Source organism: Neobacillus vireti (genome assembly GCF_036962465.1).
Taxonomy (GTDB): Bacteria; Bacillota; Bacilli; order Bacillales; family Cytobacillaceae; genus Neobacillus; species Neobacillus vireti_B.
In genome coordinates this window covers 187,583-205,161 of record NZ_JBALNF010000016.1, presented here as the reverse complement: position 1 = coordinate 205,161, position 17,579 = coordinate 187,583, and the positions used below count along the sequence as shown (strand labels likewise).

General features: G+C 41.0%; 14 protein-coding genes. 13 read left to right on the top strand and 1 reads right to left on the bottom strand.

Features of this window, described 5'->3' with window-relative positions:
• Window positions 1-13: 13 nt before the first annotated feature.
• Window positions 14-1,723, bottom strand: coding sequence for an Rqc2 family fibronectin-binding protein (locus tag V7077_RS07815; RefSeq protein WP_335500117.1), 1,710 nt, complete (start codon window positions 1,721-1,723; stop codon window positions 14-16).
• Window positions 1,724-1,887: 164 nt separating this feature from the next.
• Between V7077_RS07815 and V7077_RS07810 the strand changes: the two genes are divergently transcribed.
• The 13 genes from V7077_RS07810 to pknB all read left to right on the top strand — a co-directional run bounded on the left by V7077_RS07810 (window position 1,888) and on the right by pknB (window position 17,520).
• Window positions 1,888-4,566: a calcium-translocating P-type ATPase, SERCA-type gene (locus V7077_RS07810; protein WP_335500115.1), complete on the top strand. Its 2,679-nt coding sequence runs from the start codon at window positions 1,888-1,890 to the stop codon at window positions 4,564-4,566.
• Between the two features lie 102 nt (window positions 4,567-4,668).
• On the top strand, window positions 4,669-5,544 hold the full coding sequence (locus V7077_RS07805) for a YicC/YloC family endoribonuclease (RefSeq protein WP_335500113.1): 876 nt from the start codon (window positions 4,669-4,671) through the stop codon (window positions 5,542-5,544).
• A gap of 239 nt (window positions 5,545-5,783) precedes the next feature.
• On the top strand, window positions 5,784-6,047 hold the full coding sequence (gene remA / locus V7077_RS07800) for an extracellular matrix/biofilm regulator RemA (protein ID WP_098528797.1): 264 nt from the start codon (window positions 5,784-5,786) through the stop codon (window positions 6,045-6,047).
• 12 nt (window positions 6,048-6,059) lie between these two features.
• Window positions 6,060-6,674, top strand: a complete 615-nt coding sequence (gene gmk / locus V7077_RS07795; RefSeq protein WP_335500111.1) for a guanylate kinase — start codon at window positions 6,060-6,062, stop codon at window positions 6,672-6,674.
• A 1-nt stretch (window position 6,675) separates the two neighbouring features.
• Window positions 6,676-6,894: a DNA-directed RNA polymerase subunit omega gene (gene rpoZ / locus V7077_RS07790; RefSeq protein WP_205179323.1), complete on the top strand. Its 219-nt coding sequence runs from the start codon at window positions 6,676-6,678 to the stop codon at window positions 6,892-6,894.
• A 188-nt stretch (window positions 6,895-7,082) separates the two neighbouring features.
• Window positions 7,083-8,306, top strand: a complete 1,224-nt coding sequence (gene coaBC, locus V7077_RS07785; RefSeq protein ID WP_335500106.1) for a bifunctional phosphopantothenoylcysteine decarboxylase/phosphopantothenate--cysteine ligase CoaBC — start codon at window positions 7,083-7,085, stop codon at window positions 8,304-8,306.
• Entirely contained in the window at window positions 8,293-10,704 is a 2,412-nt protein-coding gene (gene priA, locus V7077_RS07780) for a primosomal protein N' (RefSeq protein WP_335500129.1), read from the top strand. The genes coaBC and priA overlap by 14 nt, the downstream gene beginning before the upstream one ends.
• A gap of 143 nt (window positions 10,705-10,847) precedes the next feature.
• Window positions 10,848-11,348 (top strand): peptide deformylase, encoded by a 501-nt coding sequence (gene def, locus V7077_RS07775; protein WP_420489621.1) that lies wholly within the window; start codon window positions 10,848-10,850, stop codon window positions 11,346-11,348.
• The gene (gene fmt / locus V7077_RS07770; RefSeq protein WP_335500104.1) at window positions 11,345-12,286 is read left to right on the top strand and encodes a methionyl-tRNA formyltransferase; all 942 of its coding nucleotides are present in this window, start codon (window positions 11,345-11,347) and stop codon (window positions 12,284-12,286) included. The genes def and fmt overlap by 4 nt, the downstream gene beginning before the upstream one ends.
• Before the next feature lies 1 nt (window position 12,287).
• Window positions 12,288-13,637, top strand: a complete 1,350-nt coding sequence (gene rsmB, locus V7077_RS07765) for a 16S rRNA (cytosine(967)-C(5))-methyltransferase RsmB (protein ID WP_335500102.1) — start codon at window positions 12,288-12,290, stop codon at window positions 13,635-13,637.
• Between the two features lie 3 nt (window positions 13,638-13,640).
• Window positions 13,641-14,732 carry a 23S rRNA (adenine(2503)-C(2))-methyltransferase RlmN gene (rlmN, locus tag V7077_RS07760; RefSeq protein ID WP_335500100.1) on the top strand — a complete coding sequence of 364 codons (1,092 nt, stop codon included), beginning with the start codon at window positions 13,641-13,643 and terminating at the stop codon, window positions 14,730-14,732.
• Window positions 14,733-14,736: 4 nt separating this feature from the next.
• Window positions 14,737-15,489 (top strand): Stp1/IreP family PP2C-type Ser/Thr phosphatase, encoded by a 753-nt coding sequence (locus tag V7077_RS07755; protein WP_335500098.1) that lies wholly within the window; start codon window positions 14,737-14,739, stop codon window positions 15,487-15,489.
• A complete protein-coding gene (gene pknB, locus V7077_RS07750; protein ID WP_335500096.1) occupies window positions 15,490-17,520 on the top strand; it encodes a Stk1 family PASTA domain-containing Ser/Thr kinase in 2,031 nt (676 codons plus the stop codon).
• Window positions 17,521-17,579: the final 59 nt, after the last annotated feature.

Genomic DNA, 17,579 nt, shown 5'->3' with positions numbered 1-17,579 from the left:
CCTCTTTTACTTATTATTTTTTCAATTTTAAAACCAATTCTTCATCCGGGGTGACATAAACCGTCTGTTGATTATCATAAATAACAAAACCTGGTTTAGCCCCATTCGGTTTTTTTACATGACGTACTTTTGTATAATCGACTGGCACCGAACCGGAATTACGTGCCTTACTATAATAAGCGGATAAATTTGCAGCTTCGAGAATCGTCTGATCTGAAGGTTCCTTACTGCGGATCACCACGTGGGACCCCGGAATATCTTTGGTATGAAGCCAAATTTCATCCCGTGCTGCCAGCTTATTTGTTAAATAATCATTTTGTTTATTATTTTTTCCAACAATAATTTCTGTCCCATCAGAAGCAACAAAGTGATCCAAAACAGGCTTACTATTATGGGGTTTTTTTCCGTTCCTTTTTTGACGCTCGCGGATATACCCACCCTCAACAAGTTCCTCACGGATTTCTTGAAGATCCTTAGGCGAAGCTGCTAGCACCTGCTGAAGTAAATTATCAAAATACGCCGCTTCTTCACGCGCCTTGTCAATTTGTTCAATCACGATCGAGATCGAATTTTTAGCCTTTTGATATTTGGAAAAATATTTTTGGGCATTCTCAGATGGTGTCTTTCTAGGGTCGAGTGGAATGACAAGCATTCCGCCGTTTTCATCATAATAATTAAGAACCTCGATTTCTTTCATCCCTTTTTTTGCCGCATATAGATTTGCAGTTAACAACTCCCCATAAAGCTGAAACTTTTCTGCTTTCTCTGCATCTTCCAATGTATGTTGGAGCTTGTCTATTTTCTTCTCATTCTTGTCTTTCTCATTGCTAATAAATCTCTCAATATCATTCCCTTGCTGCTTCACCCGGTCCCGTTCGGCTTTTCCGAAATAAAATCGGTCGAGCATTTCACTTAGGGTTGAAAAGGTTCTTACTTCACCCTCTACATGTGAGAGCGGAATTAAATAGAATAACTCCTTTCCATTTGAAGACATAATGGCTGGAGCAATATCGCCTGAGCTGATTTTTTTCATCAAGCTGATAAACGCTGCCGGTACTGTCGTGCGATTAGCTAAGCCGCTCTCAAAAATAACTTCCTTTGCGAATAGTGGTGATATCCCAGCAAACTGTTCGACAAGCTGACGGTCTATCTTACCGCTCATAAAATCAATCTTCTTTAATACATCTTCTTCAACCGCTGTAAACGGATTGAGTTTATGTTGTTCAGGCGGGTTAATATAAGGCTGCCCCGGAAGGATAGCTCTATGGCTGTTTAGCGCAAAAGATACGTGCTTAATACTATCAAGAATGATATTACGTGTTTTATCTACTAAAACAATATTGCTATGACGTCCCATAATTTCAACAATTAATTGTTTATAGCTGATATCACCAATTTCATTTCTTCCTTTTATTTCAAACACAATCATCCGGTCATTGTTAACCTGATACAAATCCTCTAATATATGCCCTTCAATATGTTTTCTAAGCAGCATACAGAACATCGGCGGTTCACTCGGGTTATCGTAGGCTTCATTGGTGAATTGGACTCTTGCGTAGCTTGGGTGAGCTGATAATAATAGTTTTTGATTGATTCCGTTCGCACGAATCGTGAGAATCACTTCATTTTTATAGGGCTGATGGACTTTGTTAATCCGTCCGCCTTTAAGGGAACGGACCAGTTCATCCACCATTGCTTTTGTAAATAAACCATCAAATGACATGGAAAAACATCCTTTTCTAATTGCTATGTTTCAATTATATCCTATCTGATGAAAATCTGTCTTAATTTACCCATCAATAAGATTTTCATCTAGCATTTTTTGGGACGACCATGAATAAGCTTTCCTTAGAGCAAGTCTATAAAAGGGGGAAGTGAGATGGTCGGATGAAATTCCATGAAATGAAGCTAGATCAAGTAGAAAAGGCTCTAGAAACCGACTTTTCTTCTGGATTATCGCAGGAAGAAGTAAAGCAAAGAGTAAAACAACACGGACTAAATGAATTAGAAGAGGGAGAAAAGCAATCGGCTTTACTCTTATTTTTCAGCCAATTTAAAGACTTTATGGTATTAGTGCTATTAGCCGCCACCTTGATTTCAGGCTTGTTGGGGGAGTATATCGATGCGATAGCGATTATAGCCATTGTCATTATTAATGGATGTCTTGGTTTCTATCAGGAACGCCGGGCGGAAAAATCACTCCAGGCGTTAAAAGAGCTTTCGGCACCACAGGTATCTGTACTGCGTGGAGGCGAGTGGATCAAGATTCCTTCCAAAGAAATTGTGATTGGCGATGTAATTAAGTTTGCCAGCGGAGATCGAATTGGGGCAGATGTGCGTGTTATCGAATCGAAAAGTTTAGAAATTGAAGAATCAGCACTAACGGGTGAGTCCGTTCCTGTTGCTAAACATATTGATCCGTTAAGCAACCCAAATCCCGGCATCGGCGATATGGAAAATATCGCCTTTATGGGGACGATGATTACAAGGGGCAGTGGATTAGGGGTGGTCATTGCAACCGGTATGAAAACAGCGATGGGGCAGATTGCCGATCTACTGCAAAATGCAGAGTCGCAGGACACACCGCTGCAGCGCCGTCTGGAGCAGCTTGGAAAAATATTAATTACTGTTGCCTTGTTACTGACGGTTTTAGTGGTGATTGTCGGGGTAATCCAAGGACATGAATTATATGAGATGTTTTTGGCGGGTGTTTCACTAGCGGTGGCAGCCATACCGGAAGGGCTCCCAGCTATTGTGACCGTGGCTTTATCATTGGGCGTTCAAAAAATGATCAAGAAAAATGCAATTGTCAGAAAATTGCCGGCTGTTGAAACATTAGGCTGTGCATCTGTCATTTGTTCGGACAAAACCGGAACGATGACACAAAATAAAATGACTGTTACACATCTATGGAGCGGCGGAAATACATGGACGGTTGACGGGGTCGGATATAAGCCGCAGGGGAATTTTTATCGAGATGAACAAAATGTACAGCCTAGGGATGAGAAGGCATTACAGCAAATGTTAATCTTTGGGATGTTATGCAACCATTCAGAACTGGCCATGAAAGATGACGATTATATCCTAGACGGCGACCCAACTGAAGGAGCACTGCTTGTCAGTGCGATGAAAGCGGGGTTTGAGCGCACCAAATTATTAGAAGAATTTACGATTGTTAATGAGTTCCCATTTGACTCGACAAGAAAAATGATGAGTATCCATGTAAAAGACAAACAGGGACGTAACTTTATCGTAACCAAGGGAGCACCCGATGTCGTGCTGGGTATTTGTGAGTCCATTTTATGGGATGAGAGAACCCAATACTTAAGCAGGGAATCACAAAGTAAGGTACAGGATGCAATTAATGGACTTGCCTCACAGGCACTAAGAACGATTGCGATTGCCTTTAAGCCAATCCCTGCCAATACATTAATCTTGAGCGACCATGAAGCAGAGAAACAATTAACCTTCATCGGTGTCCAAGGCATGATTGATCCGCCAAGGCCTGAAGTAAAAGCGGCTGTGAAAGAATGTAAGGAGGCCGGCATTAAAACCGTGATGATTACGGGCGACCACGTTATTACGGCCAAAGCAATTGCATCTCAGCTTGGGATTTTGACCAGGAAGAGCAAGGTTCTAGATGGAAAGGCATTAGCAGAAATGTCTGTAGAAGAATTGGAAGCCGTGGTGGATGATGTCTCGGTGTTTGCAAGGGTGTCTCCGGAGCATAAATTAAAAATTGTTAAAGCCTTGCAAAACAGAGGTCATATTGTTGCCATGACAGGTGATGGAGTGAATGACGCTCCGGCCATTAAAGCCGCTGATATCGGTGTTGCCATGGGGATCACCGGTACGGACGTAGCGAAAGAAGCTTCTGCACTCGTGTTATTAGATGATAATTTTGCTACGATTAAAGCGGCTATTAAAGAAGGAAGAAATATTTACGAAAATATACGTAAATTTGTCCGCTACCTGCTTGCATCTAATGTCGGTGAGATATTGGTTATGCTGTTTGCGATGTTATTAGCTTTGCCGCTGCCACTTGTCCCGATTCAGATACTTTGGGTCAATTTAGTGACGGACGGACTGCCGGCGATGGCATTAGGACTTGATCAGCCTGAGGAAAATGTAATGAAGCGTGGTCCGCGCAGTCCTAATGAGGGGGTATTCTCGCGTGGTCTTGGCTGGAAAGTTGTCTCGCGGGGCTTCCTAATTGGACTGGTTACGCTTTTGGCGTTTATGATTGTGTACCATAATGATCCAAGTCAACTTCCATACGCACAGACTGTTGCATTCGCAACGCTCGTTATGGCGCAGCTGATCCATGTTTTTGATTGCCGCAGTGAACGATCAGTCTTATCAAGAAATCCGTTTGGGAATCAATACCTTGTCTGGGCAGTAATTTCATCCTTATTACTTATGCTGGTAGCTATTTACTATCCGCCATTACAGCCTATTTTTCACACTCTTCCTATTGCAGGAAAAGATTGGTTGTTAATTTTAGGATTATCAGCAGTTCCAACTTTTTTATTAGCAGGATCATTTTTGTTAAGAAAAACAAAATAAAGTGTGTTATAATCCAAAAGGTGATAGAATTCAGTTCTATTACCTTTTGTTATTTTTAAAAAATAAAGAGCCGATCATTATCTAAGATTGGATGTGTACGTGATGGTTATTAGTATGACAGGCTTTGGCAGAGGGAAGACAGAGTCAGGAGATTTTTTAGTGAATGTCGAAATAAAATCAGTCAATCACCGATTCTCTGAGATGAATATCCGAATGCCAAGACAACTTTTAAAAATAGAAGATAAAATGAAAAAGATATTGAGCTCTCATATTCGCCGCGGCCGAGTAGAAGTGTATGTGAGTGTTGATGGTGAAGGGGTTGTCTCCAGGAAGATCCAGCCGGATTGGAAGCTGATAGAGGAATATTTTCAATTCATTAGTGAAGCGAAAGGTAAATACGGGATCGAAGGGACCATTACTCTTCAGGATTTACTTAATCGAACCGAACTTTTACATATTGAAGAAAGTGAAGCAGGCAATGAAGAAATTGAAAAACTTGTCCTTACGGCCATAGAAGAGGCTGTGATCTTGTTAAAGCAAATGCGGATGGCAGAAGGAGAAGAACTAAAAAAAGATTTACTTGCGATCACTGCCCAAATTGAATCCAATGTAACAGAGCTCCAAAAATTTGCTCCCCTCGTTGTTCAAGCCTTTAAGGAGCGCTTGACCAAGAGAATGCAAGAGTTTGTTAATGGACAATTAGATGAAACGAGAATTTTAACAGAGGTAGCTGTTTTTGCTGACAAAGCAGATATCAATGAAGAAATTACACGGTTAAGAAGTCATATCCAGCAATTCTTGCAAACCTTAAATGAGTACGAGCCAATTGGCAGGAAGCTGGACTTTCTTGTTCAGGAGATGAACAGAGAGGCCAATACCATTGGTTCAAAAGCAAATGATTCAAATATTGCAAAAAAAGTCGTTGAAATCAAAAGTTTACTTGAAAAGCTGAAGGAACAGGTTCAGAATATCGAATAGACTTTATTGTTTGGCTTTGATAACGATATTGTAGTTTTTTATACTTGTTGATTGGGGCGGAAGGTGCTCGACTCCTGCGGGAGTACGGGGCAGGGGAGACCCCACAGGCGCTTTTGCGCCGAGGAGGCTCCCCGGCACGCCCGCGGAAAGCGAAGCCGCCTGGAGCGGAAATCAACACTAATTGTTTAGAAACTGTTTAACACGGTCAAAATATATTATTAATGATTGGATGAGTAACCATGTCGATTAAATTAATCAATATTGGATTTGGAAATATTGTATCTGCCAATCGCATTATTTCCATTGTCAGCCCGGAATCTGCGCCAATTAAACGAATCATTCAAGATGCCAGGGATCGGGGATCGCTTATTGACGCTACTTATGGCAGACGGACACGTGCTGTGATTGTAATGGATAGTGACCATGTCATACTTTCAGCTGTACAGCCGGAGACGGTTGCCAATCGCTTAACTGACCGTGATGATATTATTGATGAAGGGTAGGATTTTCATAATATGCAGGAAAAAGGGTTGCTGATTGTATTATCCGGACCATCTGGTGTTGGGAAAGGAACGGTTCGTAAAGAGATCTTTTCTCATCCAGATACCGCTTTTGAATATTCCATCTCCATGACCACCCGGCTTCCACGTGAAGGGGAAGTTGACGGGGTTGATTATTTCTTTAAAACACGCGAGCAGTTTGAACAGTTAATAGAGCAGGGGAAGCTATTAGAGTACGCCGAATTTGTTGGCAACTATTATGGAACACCTGTTGATTATGTTCGGCAAACATTAGATGCTGGAAAAGATGTCTTTTTAGAAATTGAGGTTAAGGGTGCCCGTCAGGTACGCGAGAAGTTTCCGGAGGGGTTATTCATTTTCCTCATGCCGCCAAGCTTGACTGAACTCAAGAACAGGATTGTAACGCGAGGAACAGAGACAGAAGATATCATCCATAATCGGATGTTAACGGCACGTGAGGAAATTGAAATGATGGAATTATATGATTATGTGGTGGAAAATGATCAGGTGGAGCATGCCTGTAAACGAGTGAAGGCTATTGTAACGGCCGAGCATTGCCGCAGAGAAAGAGTCGAACATCGTTATAAAAAACTTCTGGAGGTTGATTAATATGTTATATCCGTCTATTGACTCATTATTAGAAAAAATTGATTCAAAATATTCACTTGTATCTGTTGCTGCTAAGCGTGCCCGCGTGATGTCACAGGTAAAAGATGAAAGACTTCCTAAATATGTTTCTTATAAATATGTAGGAAAAGCATTAGAGGAAATTTATAGTGGTGAACTAACTTATCGGATTTCAAAAAAGGCAGAAACATCTGCTGAGTAATGAACCAGCCCACAGGCACAATATATAAATGAAATAAGGTCTGACAAAAGGGAGATTCGCCTGAATGTCAGCCTTTTTATTTTGCTTTAAGTGAATCGCGTGAATTTCAAAAGGAAATAGATGAAAAAAAAGACTTTTTCTAGCATAATAAAACTAAAAAGTAATGGACAAGAGTGGGGGCTTAAACAATGAGTAAGGAACGCAACATCCTATTGTGTGTGACAGGAGGGATCGCTGTTTATAAAGCTGCGGCACTAACAAGTAAGCTTGTGCAAGCAGGTTTTAACGTTAAAGTCATCTTAAGTGAATCAGCAGAAAAATTTGTTACCTCCTTAACCTTTCAGGCCTTATCCCGCAATGATGTATATACGGACACATTTGATGAGAAGAATTCACAAGTGATTGCTCATATTGATTTGGCAGATTGGGCCGATTTAATTCTTGTTGCTCCGGCTACTGCTAATACAATTGGCAAATTAGCAAATGGAATTGCAGATAATATGATCACCACTACATTGCTTGCGGCAACTTCACCTGTATGGATTGCCCCGGCCATGAATGTACATATGTATGATCATCCCGCGGTAAAAAGAAATCTGCAGGTATTGGCTCAATATGGCTGCCAATTTATTGAGCCTAGTGAAGGATACCTTGCCTGCGGCTATGTAGGAAAAGGCCGCCTCGAAGAGCCGGAAAAAATAGTGATATTAATTCAAAACTACTTTAATCAACAAAAACAGGAAAAGTTAAAGGGAAAAACAGTCATAATCACGGCCGGACCAACACGGGAAAAAATTGATCCAGTTCGATTTATTTCCAATCATTCATCGGGAAAGATGGGGTACGCCCTGGCAGAGGAGTCTGCTAAACAAGGAGCGCACGTGATTTTGGTTTCTGGTCCTGTCTCCCTATCCGCTCCCGCAGGGGTAGAACTGATAAAAGTTGAGAGTGCTGAGGAAATGTACCAGGAAGTCTTGAAGCACTACGATAGTGCCGATGTGGTCATCAAGACAGCGGCGGTTGCGGATTACCGCCCAAAAGTTACTTTTGACCATAAGGTGAAAAAGCAGGCAGGCGATACTAATATTGAGTTAGAAAGAACAAGTGATATTCTTTTTGAGCTGGGAAAGCGAAAAGGCAATCAACTTCTGGTTGGCTTTGCAGCAGAGACTGATCATCTAGAAGAATATGCGAAAACAAAATTAAGCAAGAAAAATGCAGACATGATTGTCGCCAATAATGTAAAGGCAGAAGGGGCGGGCTTTGGCACCGATACAAACATTGTCACTCTGTTTAAGCGGTCAGGAGAGATCATTAGTTTACCGCTGATGTCAAAGAACGAAGTGGCCGTAAATATCATTGAAGAAATTACTTCACTTTTGAAGGATATGGATGAAAATGGAAATAGCTAGTGTGATAGTCGATGTACCGACTAAACAAACGGACAGGGCTTTCGATTATTTAATCCCTGAACAGTGGAGGGGAACCATTCAGCCGGGCATGAGGGTCATTGTCCCCTTTGGTCCTCGGCATATCCAAGGCTTTGTCGTTGAATTAAAAGCAGAATCAGATGTTAACAAGCTTAGAGAGATCATTGAGCCAATGGATCTAAAGCCTGTGTTGAATAACGAATTATTAAACCTTGGTGACTGGCTGACTGAAAATACGCTTTGTTTTAAAATCTTTGCCTTTCAAGTAATGCTGCCGGCAGCTTTAAAAGCAAAATATGAAAAAAAAGTCAGGCTTGCAAACAGGGGGGCTGTCATGGAATTACCCTCAAAATTGCAAGCCTACTTTGTCAATGACGGCGAACTCGATTGGGAAGAAGCACTACAAATGGGGATCGGTCCTTTATTACAGCGCGAGGCTGCAAACGGTCATTTAGAAGTCGTTTATGTGGTGAAAGAACGTGTACGGAAAAAACACCGGAAGTTTGTTCGGCCAATTGTCACAAAGCAAGAATTAGAAGAGGCGATCCAAAAAATTCCGGCCAAGGCGGAAAAGCAAAGGCAGGTTTTGAACTATTTTCTTCAGCATGAGGATGAAGTTGAATTAAAAACGTTAATTGCTGAGCTAAAAACTTCAGGTTCGACCATAAAAGCCCTTGCTGAAAAGCATTTATTGGCAGAGTTTGATAAAGAAGTTTATCGAGACCCATTTGAAAATCGAACATTCGAACGGACTAAGCCACTGCCGTTAACCGACTCCCAGCAGAAGGCCATTGCTCCTATTCTCCATTCCATTGAATTGGATCAACATGAGGTGTTTTTGCTATACGGCGTTACTGGGAGCGGCAAAACAGAAATCTACTTGCAGTCTATCCAAGAAGTCATTGAAAAAGGTCAAGAGGCCATTGTTCTAGTACCCGAAATTGCCCTAACTCCGCAAATGGTCCATCGATTTAAAGGAAGATTCGGTGATTTAGTAGCCGTATTACACAGCGGTTTATCTGCTGGGGAAAAGTATGATGAATGGCGCAAGATTCAGCGGAAGGAAGTAAAAGTAGTTGTCGGAGCACGCTCTGCTATTTTTGCTCCGTTTGAAAATATTGGCATTATTATTATTGATGAAGAGCATGAAACCAGTTATAAGCAGGAAGAAATGCCGCGCTATCATGCCAGGGATGTCGCGATAGAAAGAGCGAAGACTTATAACTGTCCAGTTTTGCTTGGAAGTGCCACCCCATCGCTTGAGTCTTTTGCAAGAGCGCAAAAGAAGGTTTATCAGCTGTTATCATTACCAAGCCGGATGAATAATCAAGAGCTTCCTGCCGTCGAGATCGTTGATATGCGTGAAGAACTTCGTGAGGGTAATCGTTCGATGTTCTCCCGAAAACTGTTCGAGCTGTTACAGGACCGGCTCGAAAAGAAACAACAATCTGTCTTATTTTTAAATAAGCGGGGCCACTCTTCATTTGTGATGTGCAGAGACTGTGGTTATGTGGTAAACTGCCCTAACTGTGATATCTCCCTCACCTATCATCGCGTGAAAGAACAAATGAAATGCCATTATTGCGGTTATGAAAGTTATGTACCAAAGAATTGTCCTGAATGTACGAGTGAATATATTCGATATTTTGGCACTGGAACTCAAAAAGTGGAAGAGGAATTAGGGAAAATTCTTCCTGAGGCAAGAGTCATTCGAATGGATGTCGATACAACGGGACGGAAAGGGGCACATGAGAGGCTCCTTACTGATTTTAAAGATGGAAAAGCTGATATTTTACTTGGGACGCAAATGATTGCCAAAGGTCTGGATTTTCCCAATATCACCCTTGTAGGTGTGCTTTCGGCTGATACAATGCTCCATTTACCGGATTTCCGTGCATCAGAAAAAACGTTCCAATTATTAACACAAGTCAGCGGGCGGGCTGGAAGACATCAGCTGCCGGGTGAGGTCGTGATTCAAACCTATACGCCGGAACACTATAGTATTGAATTGGCCGGCCGTCAGGACTACGATTTATTTTATCAGCGGGAAATGTTAATTCGTAAACAGCATCATTATCCCCCATTTTTTTATCTCGCACTGATCACAGTGAGTCATGAAAACCTGATTAATGTCGTTTCGGCAACTGAAAAAATGGTAAACTATGTTCGCACGCAAGTGTCAAATAAAGCTGTCGTTTTAGGACCAGCAGCCTCTTCCATCCCTAGGATAAATAATAGATATCGTTATCAATGTTTGATAAAATACAAGCGGGAACCGAACTTAATCAAAGCACTAAAAACGATCCTTGATCAATACCAAAAAGATGCTAAAAGTGGGTTGCAGGTTTCGATTGATGTCAATCCCGTTATTTTAATGTAACAATTTTTAAGTTTAGAACGGAAAAGGTTATGAATGTCGTTTTTGGGTGAAAATGATAAGAAAAGCGGAAGCGCCTAGGCGCTGGAGCTGGATATATCTCGAAGATTAATACAAGAAAATATACAGCTAACTAGATTTGTCATATGGGAGGAACAAAATTGGCAATTAGAAAAATAGTAATGCACCCTGCGGAGATTCTTGAACAATCCTGCAAGGCAGTAGTGAAGTTTGATAAAAAATTAGCACGTATTCTTGATGATATGTATGACACAATGATTGAATTTGACGGAGTTGGGCTAGCTGCACCTCAAATAGGACTCGATGCCCGCATTGCGATCGTGGATATTGATGATGACTTCGGCACAATTGAAATGATGAACCCAAGTATTATCGAAACATCAGGAGAACAAACAGATCCAGAAGGCTGTCTCAGCTTTCCTGGATTATATGGTGAGGTTACCCGCCCTAATTATGTAAAGATTAAAGCGTTTGACAGAAAAGGGAGAGAGTACACGCTTGAAGCCGAAGGTTTTTTGGCAAGAGCCATCCAACATGAAATCGATCATCTTGACGGTATTCTATTTACCACCAAGGTTTCAAAATATCTTGAGGAAGAAGAGTTAGAAGGAGTAGAAAGTGAATGACCAAAATAGTTTTTATGGGGACACCGGATTTTTCAGTTCAAGTTTTACAGCAAATCATTAAGGATGGTTATGAGGTAATCGGGGTTGTAACACAGCCAGACCGGCCAGTAGGACGGAAAAAGGTGTTAACGCCGCCGCCTGTAAAGATTGAGGCAGTCAAACACGGAATCCCTGTCTATCAGCCGGAAAAAATTCGCCAAGAAGAGGAACTAGCAAAAGTTCTAGCCTTAGAGCCGGATTTAATTGTTACAGCAGCTTTTGGGCAAATTTTACCTAAGAAGCTGTTAGAGGCGCCGAAATTCGGCTGCATTAATGTACATGCTTCATTGTTACCAGAACTGCGCGGCGGTGCACCAATCCATTATGCCATTATGCAAGGGAAAAAGAAGACTGGCGTTACCATTATGTATATGGTCGAAAAATTAGATGCAGGTGACATTTTAACAAGTGTAGAAGTACCGATTAGCGATGAGGATAATGTTGGTACCCTGTTTGAAAAATTAAGTGAAGCGGGGGCAGAACTATTATCGGAAACCCTCCCGCTTTTATTGGCAGGACGTCTTACCCCCAAGCCCCAAAACGAAGCGGAAGCTACATTTGCAACTAATATTAAACGCGAGCAGGAAAAGATTGATTGGGAGAAAACAGGAGAAGAAATCTATAACCATATCCGTGGGTTGAACCCATGGCCAGTTGCGTTTACGACAATGGAGGGTCAGGTTTTAAAAATTTGGCAGTCAGAAAAAGTGACGGGATTAACGAGTGAACCCGGGAAGATTTTAAAAATAGAATCTGATGGCTTTACGGTTGGAACAGGAAATAACACAGCCATTAAAATAATTGAACTGCAGCCTTCGGGTAAAACCAAAATGCTAGGTGAACAATTTTTAAGAGGCGCTGGTTCAAAAATTACATTGGGCAGTAAGCTGGGAGATTAAGATGACTTCTACGAAAAAAAATGTACGTGCAATCGCGATGGACCTTTTAGTGACCATCGAGAAAAACCAATCATATAGCAACTTGCTTCTTAACAGCACGATTGAAAAGAATCAATTATCAGCTGTAGATGTCGGATTATTAACAGAACTGACATATGGAACATTGCAGAGACGAATGGTACTTGACTTCTATTTAACGCCTTTTATCAAAGATAACAAAAAATTAGCTAATTGGATTCATCATTTACTTCGATTAACGCTCTATCAAATGGTTTATCTTGATCGGATTCCGGATCGGGCCGCTATTTTCGAAGCAGTAGAAATTGCTAAAGAACGCGGGCATAAAGGAATTGCCAGTTTGGTGAATGGGGTACTAAGAAATATCCAGCGGCAAGGGCTTCCATCCTTGGATGAAGTGTCTGATCCAGTTGAAAAATTAGCAATTGAAACCAGTCACCCTGTATGGCTGGTTACTAGATGGGTTAACCAATTTGGCTTTGAAAAGACGAAAGATATGTGTGAAATTAATTTAACTGCTCCACTGCAAACGGCAAGAGTAAATCTCACGAAAATTTCCAGAGATGAGTGTGTTGCCCTATTAGAAGAGGATGGGTTTCAGATTGAGAAAAGTCCCATTATTCCTGAAGCCATCAGGTCATTAAAGGGGAACTTAGCTTCAACCATTTCATTTAATTATGGAATGTTCACCATCCAAGATGAAAGTTCAATGCTTGCTGCTTATGCATTGGGGGCAAGGGAAGAGGAATATATTCTCGATGCATGTGCGGCTCCGGGCGGAAAAAGTACCCATATTGCAGAAAAAATGAATAATACTGGCGAAATCATCTCGGTTGACCTCCATCAACACAAAGTTAGATTAATCAATGATAACGCCAAGCGATTAGGATTATCAAATATTATCACAAGTGTAGCGGATTCTCGCCATTTACAGGAAAAGTTCAAGCTTGAATCCTTTGACCGAATTCTTCTGGATGCCCCTTGTTCAGGACTTGGAGTCATGAGAAGAAAGCCAGACATGAAATACACCAAGACCGAACAAGACATTGAACGGTTGAGCACGATTCAGCAAAACCTATTAGAGTCAGTTACCCCGCTCCTAAAAAAAGGTGGTATTCTTGTCTACAGTACCTGTACAGTAGATAAAGGGGAAAATGAACATACGGTTAAAAAGTTTTTGGAAAATCATCCTGAATTCGAAGGGGACACCACGTTAAAAAGCAGGATGCCCGAAGCAGTTCAACCATTAATTACAAATTTTGATCTACAAATTTTTCCTCAGGATATTGGTTCTGATGGGTTTTATATAGCAGCTTTAAGAAAGAAGGTGTAACAGTTGGAACAATTAAATACAACTGAGACAAAAACAACAATGGATACTAAAAAGAAATCAATATATTCTCTACAGCTTGAAGAATTAAAAACCTGGTTGTCGGACAATGGAGAAAAGGCATTCCGGGCGGAGCAAATTTTCGATTGGCTTTATAAAAAAAGAATTACCTCGTTTGAAGATATGAGCAACCTGTCAAAGGGCTTGCGTGATATGCTAGATAGTCATTTTCAGATTACGACATTGAATACGATCATCCAGCAAACGTCAACTGATGGTACCATTAAATTCTTATTTGAGCTCCATGACGGCTACTCAATTGAAACGGTTCTTATGCGACATGATTATGGAAATTCAGTTTGCGTCACCACACAGGTAGGCTGCCGAATCGGCTGTACCTTCTGTGCCTCGACTCTTGGCGGGTTAAAAAGACACCTTGAAGCAGGAGAAATTGTAGCGCAAGTGGTCAAGGTGCAACAGGCCCTGGATGAGACGGATGAGCGGGTAGACTCTGTCGTCATCATGGGGATTGGTGAGCCGTTTGATAATTATGATAACATGTTAGCCTTTTTAAAGATCATCAATCACGAAAAATCATTGAATATTGGAGCGCGCCATATTACCGTTTCAACCAGTGGGATTGTACCAAAAATCTATCAATTCGCAGATGAAAATACGCAAATTAATTTTGCCATTTCCCTTCATGCACCTAATACCGAACTCAGGTCCAGATTAATGCCGATTAATAAGGCCTATAAACTTGATGACTTAATGAAAGCAGTACGGTATTATATCGATAAGACAGGTCGACGTATTAGTTTCGAATACGGACTTTTTGGCGGTGTAAATGATTCTACAGAACATGCTGAAGAATTAGCAGCGCTCTTAAAAGGACTAAAATGTCATGTGAATTTAATCCCAGTAAACTATGTACCAGAAAGGGATTATGTTCGTACACCACGCGATAAAATTTTTGCTTTTGAAAAAACATTGAAAAACTTAGGTATTAATGTAACAATCCGCCGAGAGCAGGGGTCAGATATTGCTGCAGCATGTGGACAACTTCGTGCAAAGGAGCGGAAGGAAGAGACGAGGTGAAGGGATGAAAGCAGTATTTCAGACAGATAGAGGGAAAGTGCGTCTTCACAATGAAGATGCCGGAGGAGTATTTAGAAATAAGGACGGTTACCGCCTTGCCATTGTTGCAGATGGCATGGGCGGACACCGTGCGGGTGATGTAGCAAGTGAGATGACGATTACGGCATTAAAAGCAGAATGGGAAGCAGCAAGCGGGATTACAAGAGCCGGTGATGCGGAGAGTTGGCTTCAGGAGCAAATTAAGAAAGTAAATCTTTTATTATTAGATCATGCTACCAATAATTCGGAATGTGACGGAATGGGAACCACAATTGTTGCCGCGATAATTACGGATACGTTTGCAACCATTGCCAATATTGGTGACAGCAGGGGTTATTTGCTGAATGAAGCAGGCTTTAAACAGATCACGGAAGACCATTCCCTTGTCAATGAACTCGTTAGGTCGGGACAAATATCAAGAGAAGATGCCGAACATCATCCACGGAAGAATGTTTTATTGAGGGCATTAGGGACTGAAAAAACAGTCGAAATGGACATCAAAACAATCATATTTGAAGAAGGCGATATCCTTTTACTTTGCTCCGACGGACTGTCCAATAAAGTCAATGAAGCAGAAATGTTGGAAATACTGCAAAATGATGAAAATTTACTACAAAAAGCAGGCACACTTATCTTACTTGCAAATGAAAATGGCGGAGAGGATAACATTACACTGGCTATTGTCGAGTTTTCTGAAACACGCGAGGATGATGTTTAGATGTTGATTGGAAAAAGATTAAGTGGCCGCTATAAAATATTGGATATGATTGGCGGAGGCGGCATGGCAAATGTCTACTTGGCTCATGATATGATCCTTGATCGTGATGTTGCGGTGAAAATGCTGAGACTTGATTTTGCTAATGATGAAGAATTTATCCGCAGATTCCGGCGGGAGGCACAATCTGCAACCAGTCTTGCCCATCCGAATATTGTTAGTATTTATGACGTTGGCGAAGAAAATGACCTGTATTACATCGTAATGGAATTTGTCGATGGTCAGACATTAAAGCAATACATACAGCAAAACTCCCCCCTTAGAGTGGAGGACGCAATTGGTATCATGAGACAGCTTACCTCAGCTATCTCACATGCTCATCAAAATCATATTATCCATCGCGATATAAAGCCGCATAATATTTTGGTCGATCACCAAGGAAATGTGAAAATTACCGATTTTGGTATTGCCATGGCACTTAGTGCCACGAGTATTACTCAGACAAATTCCGTCTTAGGCTCCGTGCATTACTTATCACCTGAGCAGGCTAGGGGAGGCATGGCAAACAGAAAGTCGGATATATACTCATTAGGGATTGTCATGTTCGAGCTGTTGACAGGCAGGCTGCCGTTTTCTGGTGAGTCCGCAGTGTCAATCGCATTAAAGCATCTCCAATCAGAGACACCTTCTGTTAGAAGATGGAATCCAAGCATCCCGCAAAGTGTGGAAAACATTGTCCTTAAAGCAACTGCCAAGGACCCTTTTCATCGCTATAATAGTGTAGATGAAGTGGAAGAGGACTTGCGAACAGCCCTTAATCCTGAGCGGATGAATGAACCAAAGTTTATTATTCCGGTTGATGATGATGCCACAAAAGCAATCCCGGTCATTACAGTGAACCAGCCCTTGAAGAATTTGGATGAAACATTGGTTCATACTAATGAAAAAGCAGCAAATAATCAGAAGGATACAACAAATAAAGGTCATTCAAATGAGAAAAAACGGAAAAAGTGGCCCATAATTTTAATATCCACTTTTTTAGTTCTTGCCATTCTCGCGATACTAACTTTTACCCTTTTACCTAGTTTGTTAGTTCCTAAAGATATTAAGGTTCCAGACTTAAGCGGTATGACCTTAGATGATGCCATTTCCAAACTGAAATTAGAAGGGTTAACAGTCGGTAATCAAATTGAAATGACAGATGAAGATGTAAATGAGGGGAATGTAATAAAGACAGACCCTGAAAGTGGCAGTACGGTGAAAGAAAATTCAAAGGTTACCATCTATGTCAGCACAGGTAAGGAGAAATATGAATTATCCGATTATGTGGGCCGGCAATATGAGGATGTTATTCGTCTACTAGAAGATCAGGGATTTAAAGATATACAGAAAATAGAAACGAATGATGACAGTGAACCTGGTACAATTATTAGTCAAAATATATCAAATGGCGAAAAGGTTGTCCCAGGAGAGACTGTTCTAGAGTTTGAAGTAAGTAAAGGGCCTGAAAAAATTGTTCTAAAGGATTTAACCCAATACAATTTAAAAGGCGCTCAAGTATACGCATCCCTGGTTGGCCTAAATTTAGACTCTTCTGAAGAGAAGTATGATGACAATATTGCTGCTGGAATGGTGATTTCTCAAGATCCAGCACCAGGGACAGAATTAGAAAAAGGTGACAAGGTTAAGGTTGTTATTTCTAAAGGGAAAGAAGATAAGCCGCCAAAAGAAGTGATAATTGAATTAACCATTCCATATGAACCTGCAGTACCTGGTGAGCCGGGCCAGAAACAACTTGTGAATATTTATATTGAGGATATGAACCATAGTATGACCGAACCTGCTGAAACCTTCTATATTACGGAAAATACGAAAAAGCAAATTAAGTTAATGATTCCTTATGGCAAGAAGGCTGGCTACAAAGTCATACGTGATACTAAGGTTATTATTGATGAAAATAAAAATTATTCCGATATAGATGCAGACACTGGCACGGATACCACGACAGAAACAAATACACCTTCGAATAATTAGAATTGTTCTGGTCTGTATAAGAAGGACGGAAATCGCGTAGATTTTAAAGGAGCAAATTA